At 44.8% G+C, this 25,436-nt stretch carries 26 protein-coding genes; 21 read left to right on the forward strand and 5 right to left on the reverse strand.

The window, feature by feature from the left end:
• Window positions 1–86: 86 nt before the first annotated feature.
• From PJIAN_RS05200 to PJIAN_RS05215, 4 genes are all read right to left on the reverse strand, one after another.
• A complete protein-coding gene (locus tag PJIAN_RS05200; RefSeq protein ID WP_068702800.1) occupies window positions 87–626 on the reverse strand; it encodes a hypothetical protein in 540 nt (179 codons plus the stop codon).
• Window positions 627–666: 40 nt separating this feature from the next.
• Window positions 667–1,734, reverse strand: coding sequence for a 3-isopropylmalate dehydrogenase (gene leuB / locus PJIAN_RS05205; RefSeq protein WP_068702801.1), 1,068 nt, complete (start codon window positions 1,732–1,734; stop codon window positions 667–669).
• Window positions 1,735–1,806: 72 nt separating this feature from the next.
• Window positions 1,807–2,283, reverse strand: coding sequence for a methylglyoxal synthase (locus PJIAN_RS05210; protein WP_068702805.1), 477 nt, complete (start codon window positions 2,281–2,283; stop codon window positions 1,807–1,809).
• A gap of 135 nt (window positions 2,284–2,418) precedes the next feature.
• Window positions 2,419–2,928, reverse strand: coding sequence for a metallophosphoesterase family protein (locus PJIAN_RS05215; protein WP_068702806.1), 510 nt, complete (start codon window positions 2,926–2,928; stop codon window positions 2,419–2,421).
• 230 nt (window positions 2,929–3,158) lie between these two features.
• On the opposite strand from PJIAN_RS05215, the gene PJIAN_RS05220 reads away from it, so the two are divergent.
• The 20 genes from PJIAN_RS05220 (at window position 3,159) to PJIAN_RS14750 (ending at window position 23,136) form a co-directional block, all read left to right on the forward strand.
• Window positions 3,159–3,509, forward strand: a complete 351-nt coding sequence (locus PJIAN_RS05220) for a winged helix-turn-helix domain-containing protein (RefSeq protein ID WP_068702807.1) — start codon at window positions 3,159–3,161, stop codon at window positions 3,507–3,509.
• Window positions 3,510–3,601: 92 nt separating this feature from the next.
• The gene (locus tag PJIAN_RS05225) at window positions 3,602–4,873 is read left to right on the forward strand and encodes an alginate export family protein (protein WP_068702809.1); all 1,272 of its coding nucleotides are present in this window, start codon (window positions 3,602–3,604) and stop codon (window positions 4,871–4,873) included.
• A 40-nt stretch (window positions 4,874–4,913) separates the two neighbouring features.
• A complete protein-coding gene (gene modA, locus PJIAN_RS05230) occupies window positions 4,914–5,669 on the forward strand; it encodes a molybdate ABC transporter substrate-binding protein (protein WP_068702811.1) in 756 nt (251 codons plus the stop codon).
• A gap of 160 nt (window positions 5,670–5,829) precedes the next feature.
• Window positions 5,830–6,498: a molybdate ABC transporter permease subunit gene (gene modB / locus PJIAN_RS05235; protein WP_068702813.1), complete on the forward strand. Its 669-nt coding sequence runs from the start codon at window positions 5,830–5,832 to the stop codon at window positions 6,496–6,498.
• Window positions 6,495–7,157 (forward strand): ABC transporter ATP-binding protein, encoded by a 663-nt coding sequence (locus PJIAN_RS05240; RefSeq protein ID WP_084252280.1) that lies wholly within the window; start codon window positions 6,495–6,497, stop codon window positions 7,155–7,157. The genes modB and PJIAN_RS05240 overlap by 4 nt, the downstream gene beginning before the upstream one ends.
• Window positions 7,158–7,359: 202 nt before the next feature.
• Window positions 7,360–8,184 carry a nitrogenase iron protein gene (gene nifH, locus PJIAN_RS05245; protein ID WP_068702815.1) on the forward strand — a complete coding sequence of 275 codons (825 nt, stop codon included), beginning with the start codon at window positions 7,360–7,362 and terminating at the stop codon, window positions 8,182–8,184.
• Window positions 8,185–8,328: 144 nt separating this feature from the next.
• Window positions 8,329–8,655: a P-II family nitrogen regulator gene (locus PJIAN_RS05250; RefSeq protein WP_068702817.1), complete on the forward strand. Its 327-nt coding sequence runs from the start codon at window positions 8,329–8,331 to the stop codon at window positions 8,653–8,655.
• A 52-nt stretch (window positions 8,656–8,707) separates the two neighbouring features.
• Window positions 8,708–9,073, forward strand: a complete 366-nt coding sequence (locus PJIAN_RS05255) for a P-II family nitrogen regulator (RefSeq protein WP_068702819.1) — start codon at window positions 8,708–8,710, stop codon at window positions 9,071–9,073.
• Between the two features lie 19 nt (window positions 9,074–9,092).
• Entirely contained in the window at window positions 9,093–10,733 is a 1,641-nt protein-coding gene (gene nifD, locus PJIAN_RS05260; RefSeq protein WP_068702821.1) for a nitrogenase molybdenum-iron protein alpha chain, read from the forward strand.
• 157 nt (window positions 10,734–10,890) lie between these two features.
• A complete protein-coding gene (locus PJIAN_RS05265) occupies window positions 10,891–12,273 on the forward strand; it encodes a nitrogenase component 1 (protein WP_068702822.1) in 1,383 nt (460 codons plus the stop codon).
• A 195-nt stretch (window positions 12,274–12,468) separates the two neighbouring features.
• Entirely contained in the window at window positions 12,469–13,821 is a 1,353-nt protein-coding gene (nifE, locus tag PJIAN_RS05270) for a nitrogenase iron-molybdenum cofactor biosynthesis protein NifE (protein WP_068702823.1), read from the forward strand.
• Between the two features lie 156 nt (window positions 13,822–13,977).
• Window positions 13,978–15,408, forward strand: coding sequence for a nitrogenase component 1 (locus PJIAN_RS05275; RefSeq protein ID WP_084252281.1), 1,431 nt, complete (start codon window positions 13,978–13,980; stop codon window positions 15,406–15,408).
• 11 nt (window positions 15,409–15,419) lie between these two features.
• Entirely contained in the window at window positions 15,420–15,569 is a 150-nt protein-coding gene (locus tag PJIAN_RS14885; protein ID WP_153802487.1) for a hypothetical protein, read from the forward strand.
• Between the two features lie 217 nt (window positions 15,570–15,786).
• Window positions 15,787–17,055: a radical SAM protein gene (locus PJIAN_RS05280; RefSeq protein ID WP_068702824.1), complete on the forward strand. Its 1,269-nt coding sequence runs from the start codon at window positions 15,787–15,789 to the stop codon at window positions 17,053–17,055.
• A 168-nt stretch (window positions 17,056–17,223) separates the two neighbouring features.
• A complete protein-coding gene (locus PJIAN_RS05285) occupies window positions 17,224–17,526 on the forward strand; it encodes a (2Fe-2S) ferredoxin domain-containing protein (RefSeq protein ID WP_068702834.1) in 303 nt (100 codons plus the stop codon).
• Window positions 17,527–17,625: 99 nt separating this feature from the next.
• Window positions 17,626–18,765, forward strand: coding sequence for a hydroxymethylglutaryl-CoA lyase-like TIM-barrel protein (locus PJIAN_RS05290; protein WP_068702836.1), 1,140 nt, complete (start codon window positions 17,626–17,628; stop codon window positions 18,763–18,765).
• A 164-nt stretch (window positions 18,766–18,929) separates the two neighbouring features.
• Window positions 18,930–20,498 carry a sigma-54 interaction domain-containing protein gene (locus tag PJIAN_RS05295; RefSeq protein ID WP_068702837.1) on the forward strand — a complete coding sequence of 523 codons (1,569 nt, stop codon included), beginning with the start codon at window positions 18,930–18,932 and terminating at the stop codon, window positions 20,496–20,498.
• Window positions 20,482–20,961 (forward strand): GNAT family N-acetyltransferase, encoded by a 480-nt coding sequence (locus PJIAN_RS05300; RefSeq protein ID WP_068703213.1) that lies wholly within the window; start codon window positions 20,482–20,484, stop codon window positions 20,959–20,961. Before PJIAN_RS05295 ends, PJIAN_RS05300 begins: the two co-directional genes overlap by 17 nt.
• 594 nt (window positions 20,962–21,555) lie before the next feature.
• Window positions 21,556–22,887 carry an alpha/beta fold hydrolase gene (locus PJIAN_RS05305; RefSeq protein ID WP_084252282.1) on the forward strand — a complete coding sequence of 444 codons (1,332 nt, stop codon included), beginning with the start codon at window positions 21,556–21,558 and terminating at the stop codon, window positions 22,885–22,887.
• 48 nt (window positions 22,888–22,935) lie between these two features.
• Entirely contained in the window at window positions 22,936–23,136 is a 201-nt protein-coding gene (locus tag PJIAN_RS14750; RefSeq protein ID WP_262496833.1) for a GNAT family N-acetyltransferase, read from the forward strand.
• Between the two features lie 60 nt (window positions 23,137–23,196).
• Here the strand turns inward: PJIAN_RS14750 and PJIAN_RS05315 are convergent, their stop codons facing one another.
• Complete coding sequence (locus PJIAN_RS05315; RefSeq protein ID WP_068702842.1) at window positions 23,197–23,937, reverse strand: fibrobacter succinogenes major paralogous domain-containing protein; 741 nt, start codon at window positions 23,935–23,937, stop codon at window positions 23,197–23,199.
• 488 nt (window positions 23,938–24,425) lie between these two features.
• On the opposite strand from PJIAN_RS05315, the gene PJIAN_RS05320 reads away from it, so the two are divergent.
• Entirely contained in the window at window positions 24,426–25,403 is a 978-nt protein-coding gene (locus tag PJIAN_RS05320; protein WP_068702844.1) for a GntR family transcriptional regulator, read from the forward strand.
• Window positions 25,404–25,436 lie beyond the last annotated feature (33 nt).

The following is a 25,436-nucleotide window of genomic DNA, read 5'->3' on the forward strand; positions in this document are numbered from 1 at the left end:
ATTACAAATGTGATTGTAATGACAGTGTGTCGGTTATGGTAAACAGATTTGCTTTAGATTAATTGTTGTGCGCAACTAATGCGACACTATTTTTTGTCGTTGCCCTTGTCCTGTGGCCTCTCGTACTTTTTCATGACTTCGGCCTCTTTTGCTTGCCACGACTGGTATTTGTCTTCTGTGTGCGTATTTTCGTTCAGTAGCTCGGTTGGCATTTTCATGGGATCCTGATATCCAACTTTTGCATTATAGTGAAATGTGCCTTTGCCTACTCCGCTTTCAATGATGCGTCGCTGCTCTTCAAGCAGGGGCTTGTAAATGGCTTCCATTAACTTTTTGTATTTGTCCTCTTCAGCTTGCGTCATTTTCATGAATTGATTGATGGTGAGTTGCTTCACCGTCTGAATTCCATTGAATTTGATGCTGTCGCTGATAATCAGACCGGAGCGACGGGGCGGCACATACCCCGAAAAACGGATCATCTTCTTTAGGTCTGTACTAATGTGCAAAGGCTTGACCGTGTCAATAACATTTTGCGCTTTAGCTTCCATTCCGTTGCATATCCACAAACAGGTTCCGGCAATCAGAAGATGAAAAGGAACGGTCTGAAAGGAAGAATGTCCGTTCAAACTGCTCTTTAATAAACAGCGTATTTTGTAATACAATAGCTTAGCCTTGAATGTACTTCACTAACCATTCGCCCACTTCTGTCGTTGTGTGGGGTTGGCCATTGCTGCAAATATCTTCGGTAACGAAGCCGGCTTCGAGTGAAGCATTCACTGCCTGACGAATCAGAGAGCCTTCTTTCATCAGGTTGAAAGCATATTCGAACATCAAAGCGGCCGAGAGTACAGTAGCCAAAGGATTGGCAATGTTTTTGCCGGCAGCCTGCGGGTACGATCCGTGGATGGGTTCGAACACCGAGGTGTGAATACCGATAGAAGCTGAAGGTAACATGCCCAAAGAACCTGTGATAACGGAAGCTTCGTCGGTAAGGATATCGCCGAAAAGGTTTTCGGTTACCAATACGTCGAAACTTTTAGGCCATTGGATAATACGCATTGCAGCGTTATCCACGAACATATATTCGGTTTCGATGTCGGGGTACTGCGGAGCAATTTCCTGAGCAATCTGTCTCCATAAACGCGATGTTGCAATGACGTTGGCTTTGTCTACAACCGTCACTTTTTTGCGGCGTTGGCCTGCAAATTTATAAGCAAGATGCAGAATACGTTCCACCTCTTCGCGGGTATAAACGCAGGTGTCGTAAGCTGTGTTGCCATCTTCGCTTCTGCCCTGTGGACGACCGAAGTACATACCGCCGGTAAGTTCACGGATACACATAAAGTCGGCACCATCCACCAAATCGGCACGCAGCGGCGATTTGTGAAGCAATGACGCAAAAGTAGAAACCGGACGAATATTGGCAAAAAGGCCCAAATCCTTGCGCATTTTTAGCAAGCCCTGTTCGGGACGAACTTTTGCAGAAGGGTTGTTGTCATATTTCGGATCACCGATGGCACCGAAGAGAACGGCATCCGACTTCATGCACAGAGCATGTGTTTCGTCGGGGTAAGGAGCGCCGGTTTTATCGATAGCGCATGCACCTACCAAAGCGTATTCATAAGAGAGCGTATGACCGAATTTTTCAGCCACGGCTTTAGTAACGTTCAACGCTACTTCTACGATTTCGGGTCCGATTCCATCACCGGGGAGAATTGCGAGATTTAGTTGCATAGTTCTACAGGTTCCGTTTCTACGATAAGGGGAACGGAAATTTATTAATGTTAGAAAAATAAAATTGATTCGTTATTGTTGCTCTTCACGGTGGAAGTAGACATACTTCGGTTCTTTGGGTTGATACTCTTCGTTGTCCCACAAAGAACTGGTAATCATTAAATCGGCGCTATAGCGGTTGCAGGCAATAGGCACGTTGTGAATACGGCACTGACGAAGCAACATCTGGATGTCGGCTTCGTGCGGTTGTGCGTTAAGGTCGTCGATAAGGAAAACGGCCAGATTGATCTTCTTTTGAGCTACTAAAGCTGCAATTTCGGCATCGCCACCCATCGGACCTGAATTTACACAGGTGATGTCGGCATCAATTCCTTTTTTGTCGAATGCGTCCTTGATAAGTCCGCCGGTGGTACCGGTACAAATAATCTTATGCTTGGATAACATTTCGGCATTGTAAGTTGCCCATTCTACCATGTCGACTTTGCGACGGTCGTGTGCCACCAGTGCGATGGTCAGTCTTTTGTGCAAAGAAATATCAGATTGAGTCATAATTAGCGGTATTTGTTAGTGTTATCAGGTCAGATGGTTAAGTGGCACCCGGCCTGGTGTTTGTCTTTCGATTTGATAGTGCAAAGGTAGTTGAAAATGGTCGATTGTCAAAAAAGAGCCCGGATTTCTTGCGATTTAAATTTTCTGTAATGTAGGTCGGGCTAACTCTATTACTTCCATATCGTTGATGTTACGTTCGTCAATAGAAAACCGCAACAGCGTTTGTACCGTATGAAACCCGTAACGCCCTGCAGCTCCGGGATTGACGCACAACATCCGCAAGTGATGGTCGTATTGTACCTTCAGAATATGCGAATGACCGCAGGCTAACAGGTCGGGAACTTCTTGTTTGAGCAATGCTTTTGCTTCCAGACTGAAATGGTTGGGATAGCCGCCGATGTGTGTCAGTAAAACGTTGATTTTTTCGCAGGTGAAGCGTAAAACGGTCGGACAACAAAGTCGGATGTCGTAACCGTCGATATTGCCGTGAACCGCTTTCAACGGTTTGAATTCCTTCAGCCGGTCAACGATTTCTATTGTGCCGATATCGCCACCGTGCCATATCTCGTCGCACGATTCGAAGTGCTCGAAAACACGGGGATCGAGGTATCCGTGCGTATCCGATAAAAAACCGATTTTAGTCATTTTTGTCTGGTAAATTCACCGGCAAAGGTACACTTTTTTCATCCCTGCGCAAGACCGGTTTTTATGGACGTTTTGATGGTTTGCCGGGCTACATTTTTGTAACATGAAGCTGCTTTTTAGTACGTGAAAGTAGGAGTTTGTATTTGTGTTTATTCTTAATGTATTGATATGTAATGTGTTGATGTTTGTGGCACGTTATTTGTTTTTGTGAATAACAAGAAATAAACGGTATGAGGCATCCTTTTAGTATCAGAGCAGAACTTGAAATCCAGAAAAACGGAGAGTGTTTTTTAACTCCCCGAAGGGTTGATTTGCTACGTAAAATCAAATCAACTGGTTCTATTCTGGCTGCCTCGAAAGAAATACGGATGTCGTATCAACAGGCCTGGTCGTTTGTGGAGCAGATGAACCGACTGTCGCCATTGCCGGTAGTAACCCGCAAACGGGGAGGAACAAACGGCGGTGGTGCCGATCTGACTCCGTTCGGAGCGAATCTGATTGAACGGTACGAGAAGCTACAAGGCTTGCATGATGAATACATTCAGAAAACAGGTGAAGCCATGCTGTTTTGTTTTCTGTAAACCTGCGGGCTTTTTTTTGAAAAACGTTATTCTTTGGAGTGTATATCGGGGTAATTCGAATATTGCTAATTATTAATTTCAAATAGTTTGTTATGAATAAAAGGTTGTTTGTTAGTTTTTTGTTGCTGGGTATTACAGCTGTTGCGGTCGAAGAAGCCGCTGCACAGGCAGTAACCATCGGAGGAGAGCTTCGTACGCGAACCGAAGTTCGCAGCGGAGCGGTGACTCCCCTGTATGATTCGCTGGGAACCGCGCTGGTTACGGTGATGCGATCGAGATTGAATCTGGCTTATACTTCGAATGTGATGAAAGCCAAACTGGTGTTGCAGGATACGCATGTGTTTGGACAGACGGCTCCCACAGCGCTAAGCACGAGTACTTTCGGGGTGTATGAGGCTTGGGGCGAATACCTGCTGGCTCCGGGCATCTCGTTTGCCATGGGTCGTCAGGCAATAGAATATGACGATAAACGGCTCTTTTCGGCAAGCAACTGGAGCAATACGGGCAATGCGCATGATCTGTTGTTGATGAAATATACCTCAACGGATTTTACATTGCATTTGGGTGCTGCCTGGAATAATGCCAGTGATGTGTATCAGGAAACTGCTTACTCTACAACCTACAAATCGATGACCTACCTATGGGCTTCCAAGCCGTTGGGCAATATCAATCTGACAGCTCTCTGGGTTAACGAAGGGTATCAGCGAACCAATAATCAGGCCAATGTGAATGATAATAAACGTTGGTATCGCAATACAGTGGGCGGCAATCTGGGCTATTCGGCAGAGAATTTCCCTGTGACTTTTTACGGAACGGGTTATTATCAGTTCGGTCATGGAACTACAGGAAAAGGGTTGGATGCCTATTTATTGGCCTTCAAGACTCAGGCAAAAGCATCAAAAACGGTGGCAGTGAATGTGGGTGCCGACTATTTTTCGGGTTCTAAATACGACTTGGCAACAACAGAAGATCACACTTTCAACAAGCTCTTCGGATCAAACCATTCGTTCAACGGAGCTATGGAGTACTGGAAATCGCTTCCTTCGGGAGGTTTGGTCGATCTCTATTTCGGTCCGGAAGTAACCATCGGATCGAAACTGAAAGCAGAAGCTTCGTACCATGCCTTTAGTTTGGCGCAACAGCAGGTCAAAACATTCAATCACAAAGGTCTCGGGTCGGAACTCGATCTGACGTTTACCTACCCGGTCTCCTCCATTATGAGCTTGCAGGGAGGTTGGAGCGGCTATTTTGCCAATGCGCTTGTGACTTCGGTCAAGAAGTTGAAAGCCAATGTCGATCAGAAATTTCCACAATGGGCATTTATTATGATTACCATTAAACCTACATTCTTGTCGGTTAAATAGTAAAGAAGATACAATTCGCAGAACATTAATACGAGAAAAAATGAAAAAGACTTCCATTATTATACTGACACTATTCGTGTCGTTTACATGTGTGATCCATGCACAAAAAGTGAGAGTGGCGGCTGCGGCTAACCTGCGTTACGTGCTCGAAGAAATTAAAAAGCAATATGAAAAAGAGCATCCGAAAACCAAGGTAGATATCACCTTTGGCGCTTCGGGAACGCTCACGCAACAAATATTGAACGGGGCGGCATTTGATTTCTTTATGGCTGCCGACATGGATTTTCCTAATGCGCTGAAATCAAAAGGAGCAACCGTAGGGCCTGTGGTTACCTATATTTTTGGGAAAGTGGCTATGTGGAGCAAGGAAGTGAATCTTTCAAAAGGGCTTAATGCGGTTCTTTTGCCGGAGGTAAAAAAGGTAGCTATAGCCAATCCGGCCACGGCTCCCTATGGCGAGAATGCGGTCAATACCCTTAAAAAGCACGGGTTGTACGATAAAATTGCCGGGAAAATTGTGGTGGGCGAGAATATTTCGCAGGCAGCACAGTTTGCATTTACCGGCAATGCAGAGATTGGCTTTATAGCTCTTTCGCTGGCATTGGCGCCCGATATGAAAGGCAAAGGGTTTTGCTATGAACTTCCTGCCGATGTGTGTCCGCCGATTGCTCAGGGTTGTGTGTTGGTAAAAGGGTGGGAGCGTAACGGAGAAGCTTCCCGCTTTATGAAATATGTGCTGAGTCCCAAATGCGATGCCATTTGGAAAAGCTACGGCTATGGCTTGGTGAAACGTTGACCGTGATGGTTATTATGAGTATTTTACAAATCTGATCGTTGGAGATGCCGCGAAGAGTGCGGCATCTCTCTTTTCAAGAACAGGTTTGTTAAGTTGATCAGATGGAAAGAGTAATGTCTTTGTTCTTTTCTCTTTATTCTTTGTTCTAATATTGACGCATATGTCTTCTGAATTTATTCAAACCCTGTTTTTGACGGCAAAACTGGCTTTGTCCACCACGCTGATTCTGTTTGTGATAGGCTTGCCCATCGCAGCCTTGCTGGCTTTTACCCGTTTCCGGCTGAAGGTGATTTTTGAAGCCCTTATCAATATGCCGATGGTGCTTCCGCCGACGGTAATTGGCTATTACCTGCTGGTGGCATTCAGTCCGCAACATGCATTCGGCGGCCTTCTTGAGCGTTGGTTCGATCTTCGGTTGGCCTTTACTTTTCAGGGAGTACTTATCGCCAGTGTTATTTTTAGCCTTCCGTTTATGGTGCAGCCCCTGCAAAACGGTTTTGTGGCTTTGCCCAAAAGTTATCGGGAAGCGGCTTATACCTTGGGTAAATCTAAAATGGAGACATTTTTCAGGGTGTTGGTGCCTAATATCAAACCCTCCATCGTAACCGCCATTGCAATGACTTTTGCTCACAGCATTGGAGAGTTCGGCATTGTGCTGATGGTGGGTGGTAATATGCCCGGCGAAACACGGGTGGCATCTATCGCTATTTACGACGAAGTACAATCATTGAATTATAGCACGGCAAATCATTATTCGCTGATTCTTTTTGCAGTCTCTTTTGTGTTGCTGGTGATTATTTATAGTGTAAATCGACATTTCAGAATATGATTTATATTGATGTTGAACGAAAAATGCTCACAACCGACGGGCCACGAAAGCTGGAGGTTTGTGTAGAAATAGAGAAGCGCGAGTTGGTGTGTCTTTTCGGGAAATCGGGTGCAGGTAAAACTACGTTGTTACGAATGTTGTGCGGACTGTTTGTTCCCGATAAAGGATTGATCCGTATTGGGGATAAAACGGTTTTCGATTCCTCGAAAAAAATCAATATTCCGCCACAAAAGCGGAATGTCGGCTATATGTTTCAGGATTATGCCCTTTTCCCGAACATGAATGTGGAGGAGAATATCCGTTTTGCGCAGGATGTAAAAAAAATGGATGAGGTGGAAAGCCTCCTGCATACTTTCCAGTTGGAGAAACTCCGCCATCAGAAAACAACTCGGTTGTCGGGCGGGCAAAAGCAAAGGGTGGCGCTGGCACGTGCCTTTGCGCGAAAACCGGAGGTGATGCTGCTGGACGAGCCACTCTCTTCGGTTGATTTTGAGTTGAGGCAGTCGCTTCAAAATGAAATAATTAAATCTCATAACTTATTTAACTCTACTACCGTTATGGTGAGTCATGATAAGGATGAGATCCACCGTTTGGCCACAAAAGTGCTACGGATCGGGAAGGAGAAGATTACGACATTTGAGAATCCTACAAATTTGTAGATTTAGGATCGTTTTCCTACTTCCCCGGAGCGATTTAGTTTTAAAAGATAACGCTCCTCTGTTTTTCTTTAAAAATATTTGTTCTGTATATCAGTAATTTACCATATTTTGCCCTGTTTGTGTTTGTTAAATAATGTTTTCTGGCACGCGCTTTGAAAGTAGTATTGTAACAATTCATTCATTAAGGCAAAATATTAAGGTTATGAGAAAAATTGCTATCTACGGAAAAGGGGGAATTGGTAAATCTACCACAACCCAAAACACAGTGGCCGGTCTGGCCGAAATGGGAAAAAATGTGATGGTAGTGGGCTGCGACCCTAAAGCAGACTCTACCCGTTTGCTCTTACACGGTTTAGCTCAGAAAACCGTTTTGGACACACTTCGCGAAGAAGGCGAAGATGTAGAACTCGATGATGTGATGAAATCCGGCTTTAAAGGAACACACTGCGTGGAATCGGGTGGTCCGGAACCGGGTGTAGGCTGCGCCGGTCGTGGTATCATTACTTCTATCAACCTCCTCGAACAGCTTGGTGCTTATGATGATGACAAAGCCCTCGATTACGTGTTCTACGACGTATTGGGTGACGTTGTTTGCGGTGGTTTCGCAATGCCTATCCGCGACGGTAAAGCACAGGAAGTGTATATCGTCTGTTCAGGCGAAATGATGGCGATGTATGCCGCCAACAACATTTGCAAATCCATCTCTAAATTTGGTAAAGTAGGTGACGTCCGCCTTGGCGGTCTTATCTGCAACTCCCGTAAAGTGGATAACGAGGCTAATATGATTCAGGAGTTTGCCAAGAAACTCGGAACTCAGATGATACACTTTGTGCCTCGCGATAACATGGTTCAACATGCTGAAATTAACCGGAAAACGGTGATCGACCATGCTCCCGAACATCCACAGGCTGACGAATACCGCGCGTTGGCAAAAAAAATCAACGATAATACAATGCAGGTAATTCCGACTCCATTGGCTATGCAAGAATTGGAAGACTTGCTGGTAGGTTTCGGAATTATGAACTAAAACCTTTGTTTTGGAGAAGACCGGGAGGAACGAATTCTGCACCTTTCTTCCGGTCTCAATCCAAAGGAAACCAGTTCGGTAAGCCCTTATCGTACAAAGTAGAAGATTTGTAATAAAAATAGAAACAACTTAAACCAAAACGGTATGTATTTATTAAGAGCCATCGTTCGTCCGGAAAAATCGCCGGTAGTCATGAGAGCCCTGCTCAATGCAGGTTTTCCTGCAGTTACAAAATTATCTGTGTTCGGTCGCGGTAAGCAACGCGGTATCAAAGTGGGAAATGTTACCTACGATGAGTTGCCCAAAGATTTACTCATGATCGTGATCAACGAGAAAGACAAAGAGTTCGTGATAGAAACAATTATAGAAGCAGCCCGCTCGGGCGAAAAAGGTCAGTTTGGTGACGGGAAAATATTCGTTACTCCGGTTGTCGAAACATATACCATTTCCAGTGGTAAAATGGAAGTTTAATCTTTCTCCCGGTTTCTAAAATACAAGCTATTAACGAATAAAATTTTCACACATGAAATTAATTCTCGCTATCATACGAATTGCCAAAATGGGCGATACCAAGGCTGCTCTTTCGGAAGCCGGTCTCCCTTCGTTTACGGCAATGCCGGTGCTTGGCCGGGGAAAAGGCCACGGCGATTACGAAAAAGCCGACGAGACCGATCCCGAATATGCCGAGTTGATTGAAAAAATGCCGCGATTGAAATCCAAACGCATGATTACGCTGGTGGTAACCGATGAGAAAAAAGATCTGGCTATTCAGACTATCATCAAAGCGAATCAGACGGGCAAAAGCGGCGACGGTAAAATAATTGTTCTGAATGCTGTGGATTCGGTACGTGTACGTACAGCCGAATCGGGCGACAGCACTTTGGACTAATGAAAAAGGAGATACAACTATGATAAAAGAAGTAAATAACAGCGTTTCGGTTGACGACCTGAAGAAATTCAAAGACGAGGTATTGCACAAATACCCCAAGAAGGTTGCCAAAAAGCGGGATAAGGCCATTCTGCTGAACGATCCGGAAACGCCTCCCCAGATTCAGGCCAACGTGCGTACTATTCCCGGCATTATAACACAACGCGGTTGTACCTATGCCGGTTGTAAAGGTGTGGTGCTCGGTCCTACCCGCGACATTATAAATATTACACACGGACCTATCGGTTGTGGTTTTTACTCGTGGCTGACCCGCCGTAACCAGACCAAGCCCGAAACCGAAACGGATGAAAACTTCATGATGTACTGTTTTTCGACCGACATGCAGGACTCCAATATCGTGTTTGGCGGTGAAGAAAAACTGAAACAGGCTATTCGTGAAGCTTACGAACTTTTTCATCCGAAAGCCATCGCCATCTTCTCCACCTGTCCGGTAGGTCTTATTGGTGACGACGTGCACCGCGTGGCTCGCCACATGAAAGAAGAAATTGGCGGCGATATCAATATTTTCGGTTTCTCCTGCGAAGGATACCGTGGAGTGTCTCAGTCTGCTGGTCACCACATAGCAAACAACGGTTTGTTCAAAAATCTTATTGGTCGCGATGACGAGAAGAGAGGTGATCTGAAATACCGCGTCAACCTTTTGGGAGAGTACAATATCGGTGGTGATGCGTTTGAGTTGGAACGTGTTTTCGAAAAATGCGGCATCAACCTGATTGCTACCTTCAGCGGCAACTCCACGATTCAGAAATTTGAAAATGCTCATACTGCCGACCTTAACATGGTGATGTGTCACCGTTCGATCAACTACGTGGCCGAAATGATGGAAACCGCTTTCGGTATTCCATGGATTAAGGTACAACCGATCGGGGCAGACTCAACCGCTAAGATGCTTCGCAAGATTGGACAATACTTCGGAGATCAGGAATTGATCGACAAAATTGAAGAGGTGATTGCCGACGAGATGGTAGCAGTTACTGCTGCCCGCGAAAAAGCATTGAAAAAAACCAACGGTAAAACAGCCATGTTGTTCGTCGGCGGATCCCGCGCTCACCACTATCAGAACCTTTTCGAAGAGTTGGGTATGAGCACACTTTCTGCCGGTTATGAGTTCGGTCATCGCGACGACTACGAAGGTCGTGTGGTTATTCCGACTATCCAGATTGATGCAGATAGCCGTAACATCGAGGAAATTACCGTAACTAAAGACGAAGCCCGTTACAATCCCCGCAAGACAGAAGAAGAATTGAAAGCGCTCGAAGCTGATGGAATGGAATTCAACGGTTACGAAGGTTTGATGCCTCAGATGGCCAAAGGCTCTTTGGTAATTGACGACCTCAGCCATTACGAAATGGAAAAACTGATTGAACTCTACAAGCCTGATGTGTTCTGCGCCGGTATCAAAGAAAAATTCTGTGTACAGAAAATGGGTGTGCCTCTCAAACAGTTGCATAGCTACGATTACGGAGGACCGTATGCCGGATTCAAAGGTGCTATCAATTTCTACGAAGATATCGAAATGATTGCCTGCTCCACCATCTGGAAAGAAATGAAAGCTCCCTGGGAAAGCGAAACCTACGTGGAAGCTCAATACGCTTACTAAAAAACCGGGCCCCTAAATCCCCTCAAGGGGACTTAGAAAATCTGCAATCGAAAGTTTAAGATTAAGAAATAATCAATTGGACGCATAAAACGTTCTAAATCTAAGCTCTGATAGTCCCCCTTTAGGGGGATTTAGGGGGCTGTTAATTCACACAATTATGCTATTACGACATACAACAGCAAAAGAAATAGACAGAAAGGCTCTGACGATCAATCCGGCCAAAACCTGTCAACCTGTGGGAGCCATGTATGCGGCATTGGGTTTGCATGGATGTTTACCCCATAGCCACGGCTCGCAAGGATGTTGCTCTTACCACCGTAGTGCACTTACCCGTCACTTCAAAGAACCGGTGATGGCCTCTACCAGCTCGTTCTCTGAAGGATCTTCGGTGTTTGGTGGCTCGGCTAACCTGGTAAGCGCTATCGAAACGATTTTCAGCGTATATGATCCGGAAGTGATTGCGGTGCACACTACCTGTCTTTCCGAAACGATTGGTGATGACCTTACCCAGATTGTCTCTAAAGCAAACGAAGATGGAAAAGTGCCTGCCGGTAAGAAAGTTATTTTCTGTAATACACCTAGTTACGTGGGTACTCACGTTACCGGTTATGCCAATCAGGTATCCTCTTTTGTAAAATTCTTTTCCACAGCTACTCCGAAAAAGAGAAACGTGGTAAATCTGGTGGCTGGCTGGATGGAACCCTCTGATATGCGCGAGATTAAACGCATTGCCAAAGAGATGGAAGCCCGTACCATCATGTTTCCCGATATGTCGGATGTGCTGGATACTCCGTTGACAGGTCATTACGATATGTATCCGAAAGGAGGAACCACTCAGGCTGATATGATCGCGACCGGCGACAGCAAATTCACCATTGGCATCGGACCTTACACCACTGAAGATGCTTGTATCAAGCTCGAAAATAAGTGTAAGGTGAAATTTGAAACGATCGAAATTCCTATTGGATTGAAGGCTACCGATAAATTTATCATGTCGCTCAGCCGTCATGCCAACGTGCCGGTTCCCGATTCGTTGACCGCAGAACGTGGCCGCCTGGTAGATATGATTGCCGACAATAACAAAAATTTCTATGACAAACGGGTGGCTTTGTTTGGCGATCCCGATACGTTGATTCCTTTGGTGGAATTCTTGCTGACATTGGACATGAAACCGGTTTATATCGTAACAGGGACTCCGGGTAAACATTTCGATGAAGCAATGACCGAACTGTTGAAAGAAAAAGTTCCGGAAGCCAAATTCAAAAGCGGCGAACGTGCCGATATGTTCCAGATGCATCAATGGATCAAACAGGAAGGTGTCGATATGTTGATCGGTAACAGCTACGGAAAATATATTGCCCGCGACGAAAATATTCCATTCGTTCGTTTGGGATTTCCTGTGACGGATCGTCCGGGTAACAATTTCTTCCCTTATGTTGGATATACGGGAGCTACCAATCTTTTAATAAAGATTATGGATGCATTCCTTGAACATAAAGACCGTACCTGTCCGGAAGAAAAAGTAGAACTTGTAATGTAATAATGGATTGTGGTAAAGATGTTACGGTGATAAACAGCCGTAACATCTTTGAAATCCTACCTGAAACGATAAGCAGAATAATCGCTGGCAAAATAGATGTGTAACGGACGAATAAGTGTTGGTTTCAAAGCAGAATTGGAATCATGCAGAAACGCTTAATATTGTCCGGTGTAGTTACTCCAAAACAAAAACATTATGGCTGAATATTTAGAAGGCAGAGAAAATCAGATCGTGACAAAGGGGATTGACTCACACGAGCTGGTGGGCGGAAAGCCCAGTGTGGCCGGGTCTGTCAGCCAGAGAGCCTGCGTTTTTTGCGGCTCACGTGTGGTACTTTACCCCATTGCCGATGCACTGCATCTGGTGCACGGCCCTATCGGTTGCGCCTCTTATACCTGGGATATACGGGGGGCTCTCTCGTCAGGTCCCGAACTGCACCGTAGCAGCTTTTCAACTGATCTTCGAGAAAAAAACATTGTCTTTGGCGGGCAGGATAAGTTGTATCAGGCACTTCATGAACTGATTGACAAACATCATCCCAAAGCCGCATTCGTTTACTCCACATGCATTGTGGGTGTTATTGGCGACGATGTTCAGTCGGTTTGCAAACGGGTGCAAAAAGAGAAGAATATTCCGGTTGTCGCCGTAATGGCCGAAGGCTTTCAGGGATCGAAAAAGGATGGCTACAAAATAGCCTGCGACGCTCTTTTCTCATTGGTAGGCACAGACGAAAGTATGGATGTTTCACCATTGAGCATTAATATTCTTGGCGACTTTAATCTTGCCGGTGAGCTTTGGATGCTCGAAGAGTATTACAAGAAAATGGGGATTCAGATTTTGGCTCCCATTACCGGCGACGGCCGTGTGAAGAAAATTCAGAATGCCCATCGAGCTGCGCTCAACGTGGTGCAATGCTCCGGTTCGATGATTCATTTGGCCAAACAGATGAAAGAAAAATACGGCATTCCTTTTATCAAGGTCTCCTATTTCGGCATCGAAGATATGTCGGATGCGCTTTACGAAGTGGCTAAATTTTTCAAAGACGACAGCGTAATGGACAAAGCCCGCGAGTTGGTGAAAGATCAACTCACGACCCTGATTCCGGCACTTGAACCCTACAAGAGAGCTTTACAGGGAAAGAAGGCAGCCATCTATGTGGGCGGGGCATTCAAGGCTATTTCGTTGGTCAAGGCATTACGACTGATTGGTATGAAAACGGTGATTGCAGGCACGCAGACCGGCAACACAGAGGATTACCGTTTACTGAAAACTATTTGCGATGACGGTTGCATTATGGTAGATGATTCCAATCCGGTAGAACTTTCGGAATTTGTGAAGCAAACAGGAGCAGACCTGTTTATCGGCGGCGTGAAAGAACGCCCCATTGCTTACAAACTCGGAATCGGATTTTGCGATCACAACCACGAACGCAAACTGGCGCTGGCCGGTTACGACGGAATGCTCAATTTTGCCAAAGAGGTCTACGAAACGGTAACCAGTCCGGTGTGGCAATTTGTGAATCGTTCAACTCCATTCGATAACGAATGAGTCTTTCGATGATTTTATTTTACCCCTAAATCCCCTGAAGGGGACTTGTTGGTCGGTAAAAAAATATGAGAAATCTCTTTTTGCAAATTTAAGTCCCCTTCAGGAGATTTAGGGGCAGATAAAGAGAATTTGTGTAACTCCAAAACAAAGTATTGTATGCAAAAGGCAGAATCCATCAAGCAGAAAGTGATGCCTTCGGGCGATACGTTTGCCTCCTCGTGCAATGCTTGCAAGCAATGTACGCCGCTGGGCGCCTGTATTGCCTTCAAAGGATTAGAAGGCGTGTTACCGATGTTGCACGGTTCGCAGGGATGTGCCACTTACATCCGCCGCTATCTGATTAGCCATTTTCGCGAACCGGTAGATATCGCTTCCTCCAATTTTAGTGAAGAGACAACCATCTTCGGGGGAAATAAGAACTTCAACACCGGCATTGACAATATTATCAAGCAATACCATCCGCGGGTGATTGCCATCGCCAGTACCTGTCTGAGCGAAACCATCGGTGAGGATGTACAACGATTAATATTCGAATACCAGGAAACACACAACACGATGCCGGACCTTCCGGTAATGATCTTTGCATCTACTCCCAGTTATCAGGGAACACATTCGGAGGGATTTCACGAAGCTGTGTTTGCTGCCGTGAAGACATTGGCAGAGGCTTCCGGCCCGGTTGGAGATCATATTAACCTTTTTAGTAATATGATATCGCCGGAAGATATTCGCCACTTGAAGGAAATTGTGGAAGATTTCTCGATACCGGTCGTGTTGTTCCCTGATTACTCGGATACCCTCGATAATACCTCGTGGGATAGCTATCGACGCATTCCCGACGGAGGAACTACCGTAGACGAATTGAAGAAGAGTGCACTGGCTTACGCTTCCGTCGAACTGGGATATATTCTCAATTCGGGCGGCATGAATGGCCGGATAAAAGACAATGGTACGAAACAGTCGGCCGGAGAGTACCTGAAAAGTAAGTTTGATGTGCCGCTGGTGCGTACCGGTCTTCCTGTCGGTATCCTTGAATCCGATAAATTTTTCAATGCACTTTCTTCCATTTCGGGAAAAGCGATTCCGATGAAATACCAACGCCAACGGGGTCGCCTGGTCGATCTTTATGTTGACGGTCACAAATATGTTTCCGATAAACGGGCGGTGATTTACGGCGAAGAAGACCTTGTGGTTGCTCTGGCTGCTTTTGCTGCCGAGATTGGTATCAAGCCTGTTTTATGCGCGTCGGGTGGCGAAAGCGGAAAGCTTGCCGGGACGCTTCGCGAAGTGTTGGGTAAAAACTACTACGAAGATATGGTGGTAGGTCAGGGTATGAGTTTCGAGCGGATGGAAGAGGTGATGCAGGAGCTGAAACCCGACCTGATGATCGGTAATAGCAAAGGTTACTACATTGCCCGCAAGATGGATATTCCCATCGTTCGCACCGGATTCCCAATTCACGATCGTCTGGGAGCTCAACATACCCATGTGCTGGGATATGAAGGAACGATGATCCTTTTCGAACAAATTGTGAATACGCTTCTTGAAGACAAACAACGCAAATCGCCGGTAGGTTACAAATACATGTAAACTTAAACGTTATGAATATCCACATCGCCCAACTGATTGCCCGAAAACTGAGACGACAGCGAGCATTCGCGAAGCTCACGAAACGGAGTTCCGGTTCAAAAGAGAATAAAGAAGGCGATGCGACCGACTCAAAAGTGAATGATGCTGATTCGAAATTGTAAATAATGCGAATTAGGAGTTGAAATAATTACAAAACATCTGAACATTAACTTGACCGTAGGTCATACATATCAATAGAAAATGTAATTCCCGCATTAATGCAACCCCGTATGGGGTTGAACCTTGGACACGATATTTATTTTCTATTGATATATAAGTCCTAACGGACTATTTTCAACTCTTGATTCACGTAAATGATAAATTGTAAACTGAACGACTATGGAAACAAAAGATATAACTCTGCACCCTTGTTTTAACGAAAAAGCGCGACATACGCATGCTCGTGTCCACCTTCCGGTTGCTCCCAAATGTAATATCCAGTGTGCTTATTGCAACCGCAAGTACGATTGCGTGAACGAAAGCCGTCCGGGCGTAACCAGTACGGTGCTCTCTCCGATGCAAGCTGTTCATTATCTCAAGGCGTTGTCCGGAAAACTCGAAAATATCAGCGTGGTGGGAATTGCCGGTCCCGGCGATCCGTTTGCCAATCCAACAGAAACCCTGACAACGCTTGAGATCCTGAAAAACGAGTTTCCTGATATTATTTTTTGCCTTTCCACCAATGGACTGGAACTGGCTCCGCACATCGATAAGATTGCCGAACTGGGTGTGACTCATGTTACGTTGACAATCAACTCGTTGAATGTGGATACGTTGGCAAGAATCTACACCTGGGTACGTTACCAGCGTCGTGTTTATCGCGGTAAAGAGGGCGCTGAAATCTTGCTCGAGCAACAGTTGAAATGTATTCCGTTGCTGAAAGCGAAAGGTATTACGGTAAAGATCAATACGGTGGTTTGCCCCGGCATTAATGACCACGAAGTGGAAGCTCTGGCACAAAAAGTTGCCGAACTGGGAGCCGATACCATGAACTGTATTCCGGTTTATCCAACGGAGAACACCATATTCGAGTATATCGAAGAACCTTCGAAAGTTGCCATGAAAGAGCTGCGGGCAAATGTCGCAAAATATATTCATCCGATGGCTCACTGCGCCCGCTGCCGCGCCGATGCTGCCGGTTTGTTGGGTAAAGATTGTAGCGAAGCGCAGGAGATGATAGGACAATTTTCGACCATGGTGGTCAATCGTGGCGAAGGTCGCACCCGGGTAGGTGTTGCCACGCAGGAAGGTCTTTTAGTGAACCTGCATCTGGGAGAGGCTATGAAGATCTATATATTTGAACAAACCCGCAACGGTTATCACTTTGTGGAAACTCGCAACGCACCTCCTCAGGGCGGTGGCGCCGATCGCTGGCAGATGTTGGCCAATAAAACGTTGATCGATTGTCAGGCAGTTTTGGTGGGCGGTGTCGGCGAAACGCCGATGCGCATTCTTCAGGAAAATGGAGTTAAAGTGATTCAGATGAATGGCCTGATCGATGCCGGTCTGGATGCCGTTTATCAGAATATTCCTTTGAAAACGCTCTGTAAATCCGAATTCAAAGGGTGCGGCGAAGGCTGTCGCGGCAACGCACAGGGCTGTGGATGAGAAAGCCCCACCTAACCTTCCCCAAGGGGAGGAAATTCGAAGTCTCAATAAGAATTTTACTTTACTACATTTAATAACGAACACCTTTACTTGAACAGAAGAATCTTACTTCAGATTTCTTCTCCTCCCCTTGGGGGAGGTCGGGTGGGGCTGTAAATTTTTTTTCGTATGAAAAAGCCTGATTACATGATTATGGTGTGCAACTCGTACCGGGTTGCCGGCGATGCCCAGGGGTATTGCAACAAACAGGGAGCTACATCTTTTGTGCAAATGATCAGCGAAGGATGCTCCGACCGCGGACTCGATGCGGTAGTAACAACCACAGCCTGCCTTAGCGTTTGCAGTCAGGGCCCTATCGTGGTTATTCAGCCGAACAACTACTGGTATGGAGGTATGAACGAAGATAAAATAGAAGAGGTACTCGACGCTTTGGAAGAAGGCAAAGCCGTGGAAGAATACCTGATTGCGTGATTTCGATTGACAATTTCAATATTTACTATTTACCATTGAAATCTGACTCAGCCTATTCAAAATGGTAAATAGTAAATGACCAAACAGTAAATAACTAACATGGATTTTGTTTCACCCACTTTCGCTCCCCGCCTGATTGACTCCACCTTACGCGATGGCGAACAGGCTCCCGGGGTTGCCTTTTCCAGAGCGGAAAAGCTGAAAGTGGCGCGTCTGCTCGATGCGGTGGGTGTGGATGAAATCGAAGCCGGTACGCCGGCAATGGGAGAGGATGAGGTTGAAACCATTCGTGCAATTGTTCGCACAAAGCCTACATGTCGTATATCGGTATGGAGCAGAGCGCTTCGTCAGGACATTGAGATGGCTGCACGAACCGGAGCAGAAGGTATTCACATGGCCTTTCCTCTTTCTGATATTCAGTTGAAAGTCATTGGCAAAGATTGGGTTTGGATATGCGATGCGCTGCCTGCTTTGGTAGAATATGCGCATCGCTATTTTTCGTATGTCAGCGTCGGGGCACAGGATGCGAGCCGGACCGACCGTGCCCGTCTCTTTTCCTATTTTGAATTGATACAAAGCGCAGGAGTAAAACGGGTACGTATTGCCGATACCGTCGGGTTGTTTACTCCGCTTTCCCTCTATTCGCTGATCCGCGACATTAAAACCGCTTTTCCCTTGCTTGAAGTCGATTTTCACGGGCATAACGATTTGGGTATGGCGGCGGCTAATGCCATCACGGCCTGGCAGGCGGGTGCCGAGAATCTTAGCGTAACGGTCAATGGTCTGGGCGAACGTGCTGGCAATTCTCCACTGGAAGAGGTGATGACCACTCTTTCTGCTGTTTTTGGGCAGACCAAATTTCATCCCGAAAAATTGACTGCATTGTGCCGTTTCGTAGCCGAATGTTCGGGACGGCCTATCCCGGCAGGAAAAGCTATCATCGGCGATATGGTTTTTGCTCATGAGTCGGGCATTCATGCTCAGGGGACACTTCATGATGTGCAGGCTTTCCAGCCTTTCGACGGTAAACTGGTCGGCCGTGAAAGCGCGCACAACGTTTTCGGTAAACATTCGGGTAAAACCGCCGTACTTCACTTCTTTTCGCAACGTAATCTTTCGCTCGATAATGCCGATCTGGAGCGCGTTGTAAATAAAATTCACCAACTTTCCATTCGTCTGAAACGCAACCTTTCCGTGAGCGAAATGCTTTCGGTTTATCATGAGATTCACTGTGACTGATATTTGTGCTAAATGATTTTTATTTTGCCATAATTGCATATTAATGTAATGTTATAAGTATTAATACTGACAAAAAGTAAGAATAAAATCCATTTAACATGACAATATGATATTATTTGTTATCTTTGCATTGAATTTTGTTCAAACGATAAAACGATCAGATTATGTTTTGCGAACGCACCAAGCGGAACTGTTTTGCAGAGTCCGACCTGACCTTTCTGTTTACAATCAGTGACATTATCAGTAAGAGCCAGAATATCAATAAAGACCTGGAGCTGGTACTTGCTAATTTGTGTAAGTTCCTCAACGCACAGTATAGCATGATTACCATTATCAACCGCAATGCTGCTATTATAGAAATCAGTGCGGCATACGGACTGACCGATGAGGAAAAGCACCGGGGCGTGTATAAAATCGGAGAAGGGGTTATTGGAGAGGTGGTGCGCACGAAGAAGGCGAAAATTATTGCCGATGTTTCCAAAGATCCACATTTTCTCAATAAAACCGGAATAGCTACCGATCTGGTGCATAACACGGCATTCCTTTGCATTCCCATTATTTCCGAGGATGAAATTACCGGAACTTTAAGCATTCACAAATATTATTCCCGTGTTACCGATTTTTCTCCCGAACTGAAGTTTATGAATCTTGTTGGGTTGCTGATCGGCAAGAACGTGGCGCTCCGTCAAAAGCAAATTGAGGAAATGGAGCAACTTCGTGCCGAAAACCGCCGGCTGAAAGAGTCGCCGCTGGCTCATCGCCCTGATAATATCGTGGGTAATTCGTCGTTGATGAACGATCTGTACGGGATGATCGAAAAAGTGGCTCCGATAAATACCACCGTGATGATTCGCGGAGAAAGTGGTGTGGGAAAAGAGCTGATTGCCGAAGCAATACACCGGGCCAGTACCCGTAAAAACGGACCGTTTATTAAAGTCAACTGCTCGGCATTACCCGAAACGTTGATTGAAAGCGAACTGTTCGGACACGAAAAGGGTTCGTTTACCGGAGCCAATACCCAACATGCAGGTCGTTTCGAAATGGCCGATGGCGGAACCATCTTTCTGGATGAGATCGGCGAAGTGCCGTTGTCTATTCAGGTAAAACTCTTGCGGGTGCTGCAACAACGGCAGTTCGAGAGGGTGGGAGGTACTAAAACACTCGATGTGAACGTGCGGGTGATTACGGCGACCAACCGCAACCTTGAAGATATGATCAAGGAAAATAAATTCCGCGAAGATTTTTACTACCGCATCAACGTTTTTCCGATCTATGTGCCGGCTTTGCGCGAACGCCGTGCCGATATTCCTATTTTGGTCGATCATTTTATCGATAAACTGAACCGCATTAACGGTACTGCCGTGAAGCGGATTACCAGCGGAGCGCTCGACTTGCTGATGATGTATCACTGGCCGGGCAATATCCGTGAATTGGAGAATGTGATCGAACGAGCCATGGTGCTTAGTTCCGACAACGTGATCCGTTCCTATACCCTGCCTCCCACGCTGCAAACGGCAGCCTCTTCGGGAACTCCCAGCAAGGGAACGCTCAACAATGTGCTCGAAAAGGTGGAGAAACAGATGATTCTGGACACTCTCATTGCCACTCGCGGTAACAGTGCAAAAGCTGCTCAGACGCTGGGAATTACCGAACGGATTATGGGTTTACGCATCCAGAAGTATCAAATAGATGTTCAAAACTATAAACATCTTTCCGATGACGACAATAACTGATATTGAAATAGAAGATTGCGATTTCAGCAATCCCGAACATCTCAATGGTATTTGTGACCTGCTTAATGCATACATTCGCGACCAGATGGGCGGTGGCACGCCTCTCAATAAATTGCAGCAATTACGTCTTGTAGACGGATTGAATAATCATCCGACAGCTATTGTATTGCTGGCACTGGCCGGCGAACGTCCTGTGGGTATGCTGGTGGCATTCGAAAATTTCTCCACCTTTACGGTACGTCCGATGGTAAATATTCACGACCTGATTGTGCTGCCCGAATTCAGAGGTTTGGGCGTCGGTCGGAAGCTAATGGAGGCCATCGAAATTCGTGCCCGCGGCAAAGGTTGCAGTCGCATCACCCTCGAAGTGCGTCACGACAATGTGAAAGCGCAAACCCTCTATGTCAGCCTCGATTTTCAGGAAGCCGATCCTCCCATGTACTATTGGCGCAAGAATTTGTAAAGCTGGCATGTCCGGTGATGCGAGCTCTGACTCGCATTAAAACAAATTCAGCGACCTGGAAATAATACCTTTCAGTTGTTGGTCTTTGGTACTTTGTACCTATCATGAACTATTCTTCATAAGGGACCGAGTCTCTTTTTACGGATATGCATGCTGTGCCGATATGAGCCGGATAGCCATTGTAGCTTGCATATCAAACAACTTTCAGAAAAGCTAAATACGAAGATACATTCAAATCATTTTGAATGTATCTTCGTATTTATAAGTGATTCTTCCTATGCCTTTTTTGCATAAAATGCAGAAGTATAAAATGTGCGTTCCTGTTGAATTATAGCTTGAACGCAAATAAAAACAATGTAGCTTATTAGTTGCGCTGGTGTCTAATTAGCTTTGCTGATTGTGGTCGAATTGAATCTGTGTAGTTCATACAACTTTGTTTATGGACAGACGATACCGCTTCGCTCAACCTCACGCCAGTGGTGATTAGGTTTCATAGCTGTTAATATCACAGAACAAGATTTGAAATGGTTCGAATAATGACTTTCTCAAATACACCAATAAATTCGATTTAAAAGACATCTAACCCAATCAATAATGAAAAAAGTTATTTTTCTTCTGATAATTAATCTAGTATTAGATTCAATGATTATTAATGGTCAAGTCGTTGATACATTAATAGATAATGGAGGCTATAAACTGCATTTTTCCATCCTTCCAGGAAAAGGAATGCCTATCTTATTTGAAACAGGTTACAGAGATAATATTAAGGTATGGCAAGATATTGTTCAGTCCATTTCCGAAATAACTGGTGCGCCCGTGATATCTTATGATCGCCAGGGATTCGGTAAAAGCACTATTGATTCAAAATGCAAAAGCATTAAAGATGAAATAGCCGGGCTTGAAACTGCATTGTCAAAACTTGGCTATTTTAAGGAAATTATGCTCGTATCTCACTCTTTAGGTGGTTTTTATAATACCGTTTATGCGATTCGAAATAAAGAAAAAGTGAAAGGAATTGTATTTGTCGATGCAAGTATGGCCTGTATTTTCTCTGATGATGTAATTGATAAAATGGGACTAAATTCTTCTCTGTTGGAGTTGGTGAAAACCATGAAACAATTACCTCCTCTTTCCCCAGACATACCTGTGATTGATATAATTTCAGAACAAAATGTGATGAGAGACAATCGGTGGAAAACCTGTCATGATAACTTTGTTTCAGAAGCTCCGAATCGAAAGGGAATTTTAGCTTTCAAAACAAGCCATTATATTTTTCGGGACAATAACAGACTTGTTACAGATGCTATTGTTTCTCTTTATGCGGATATTCAAAAACCTAAAGTCAGATCAGCTATACTTGAAAAGGCTTATGCTCATGAGCTGGCTTCTGCTAATGATGATTATCGGAAATTAGTAGAATATCAACATTCCTATGATGATCTTAATGCATGGAGTAAATCATTGTCTCAAAATGGCGATTTGACAAAAGCCCTTCAGGTAATGGAGCTAAATGCAAAATTTTATCCGGAAAAAACAGAAACAATCAGTAAACTTGCCGAAACTTTTCTTAAGATAGGGGACAAAGAATCAGCAGAAGCTTATTACAAAAAAGCAAAGGAGCTTAATCTCGATAATAAGAACACAACTAAAATACTGGAACAGATAAGCAAAATAGTTTTTGTGCCTGAATCGCTTCAGTCTCAGTATATAGGGCAATACGAACTGAACAAGATGCCGATTTCCATAATTAGAGAAAATAATAAACTTTTCCTGAGCTTCAATAATACAAAAAGTGCAATGTACTTTGTTTCTGATGCCGATTTCTTTATTGCAGAATATCGGGATGAAATTAAAATACAGAAAGATCCCGACGGAAAAATCAGTGGATTATTATTTCGTGGCTTGAAAGCAATAAAATTGAAATAGGAATCGCAGGAAAAATGCTACAAAATCTAACACGGACGGTAAAATTAATTGGCTCATCTCAATTCGTGCGACAGCCAGGGCATTGGTCGGAAGCTTATGGAGGCCATTGAAGTTCGTGCCCGCGAGAAAGGTTGTAGCCGCATCACCCTCGAAGTGCGTCATGACAATGTGAAAGCGCAAACCCTCTACGTCAGCCTCGATTTCCAGGAAGCCGATCCCCCTATGTACTACTGGCGCAAGAATTTGTAAAACCCTATTAAAATGGGTGATGCGAGCTCCGACTCGCATTAAAACAAATCCTGCGACTTGTCAATCCTTCACGAGTCGGACGGATAATCCGTTAGTCTTGTAATTTTCCAAACGGAATACTGTTCTAGATGAATTGTGCAGAACCCGACCCCACGCTAAACCGATATTACTCTCTGTTGAACTCCACCAGCAGCCGGTCTCTGCTCCCCCTCCAAATCCTTCATCGTTGACAGAACAACTGACACAGCGTGTACCTCCGGGAACAGCAGTAAAACCTGATTCATTTGTGACTTCGGCGGTAGATGCGGACCAGTGAGTTGTGCCGGCCTCTTTTAGTTTGGGGCTGGCCACGTACTCGCCACCTAAATATTCGATTAGTTGTGTCCATTCGTCATCGGTGGGTACATGCCAACCTTTTGGTGCCAGTTTGCCACTGTTGATAGCATTCCAATTGTATAAACATCCGAAAAGATGGATAATGTCCGGATCTGACGTGTTGAGAATAGTGCAATATGCTTCCGTCGTTGCGTTTACCCACTCTGAATTGTCCGTAAGGTTGGGAATTTTTGTGCCATCGTTATACTTTGTGGTGCGAAGATTCTCGGCCATCCATGTTTGCGTGCCGATGGTTACGGTTTTGTAAGTATTGCCATCCGCATCGGTCATGGTGCCATAGCTAACGTTCGTATTGAAAATCGGAGGTACAATTTTATTTGTGGGTACGTTATCATTCTGCCTGCAGGAGGCGAATGAAATCACCATCAAAGCGATAAGAGCAGGAAATGGAATTAGATTTTTCATAAGCCGAATTATGAATTTAAGATTACTCAAAAATATGAGAGGCCTTTGGTTACGGCATTTCGTGTTGTGTGAAATGTAAGTGGGGTCTAATTTGTTGATTATGTGCAAATATAATGGATATTTATGGGTTTTAATCATGAGTGATCTGATTGATTCTTGTTAAGTTTTAGTTGTTGAACGTGGTTCGCCGTGTTTCGATTTTATTTCTGTGTGTTTTGTAGAGAAAAACAGCATTGAGAAACTTCGAGGAGTCTCTGTCCTTTGTTGATAAATAATGGGGTAGTTAGGTTTATTTGCGTCATTTGTGGTAAATCCAGATTCCGTGTTGTTCCTTCATTTCTGTGTTTTCCGTGTGCTAAATCTGCGTGCAAAATATGTTATATAACAGATTTCTCTTTTGTGATATTTAACAACTATAAATATTCTATTTTCTACATTTCTTCTACTTTTGTCCATATAATTATCAGCATAGTTCAGCACAGAAATCAATGAAATTTTCCAACAAAGTCAGCAAGGTAAATCAGGTGATCGACCACATTACGAGCGAGATTGCCGATGGCGTGTATGCTCTCGACGACCGGTTGCCTTCTGTCAACGAACTGAGCCAAAAAATTCATGTGTCGCGCGATACTGTTTTCAAAGCTTATAAAGAGTTGAAGCAGCGCGGACTCATTGATGCGGCTCCCATGAAGGGCTATTTTGTGTTGGATGAGGTGAAACGAGTGTTGCTGCTTCTGGATGTTTATTCTCCATTTAAAGAGAAGTTGTACAATGCTTTCGTGGAAAACCTGCCGGAAAATGTGAAGGTGGATTTGTTGTTTCATCAATACAACGAAAAGCTGTTTGATATGATTGTTGGCGACAGCATCGGAAAATACAATTCCTACGTGGTGATGAATTTCAGGTACGATGAAATGACTCCCAGCCTTTTGAAATTGCCGTCGTCGAAGCTTTTGTTGCTCGATTTTTGTTCTTTCCCGAAGGAAGGGCTTTCGTATATCGGGCAGAATTTTGACGAGGGATTCTATGCTGTTTTAGAATCTGCATTGGAGCAACTCCGAAAATACAAGCGTCTGGTTTTCGTTTTCCCCGAAGATTCGGTTCATCCCAAAGGAGCCGGCGATGCTTTTGCCCGTTTTTGCCGGGACTATCATTTTAATTACGAAGTTCAAAGGATTCATTTTCAGGCAACAGATTTGTCGGAAGGAGATGCATATGTTTGTATCATGACGGACGATCTCGTTGCTGTTGTTGCTGCCGCCAATAAAGCAGGATATAAATTTGGCAAAGAGGTGGGCGTGGCTGTTTATAATGATATGCCTTTGCTGGAAATCATTCAGGAGGGCGTTTCTGCCTTTTCAATCGATTTTGCCCGCCTTGGAGAAATGGCGGCCTCCTTTGTGATGACGGGCGAAAAAATACAGGTGGATATGCCTACCTGCTTTGTGGAACGTAAATCGTTGTAAATGATGAAAAATAAGTAGATAAATAGATATTAA

It is taken from the genome of Paludibacter jiangxiensis, from assembly GCF_001618385.1.
GTDB classification, from domain to species: domain Bacteria; phylum Bacteroidota; class Bacteroidia; order Bacteroidales; family Paludibacteraceae; genus Microbacter; species Microbacter jiangxiensis.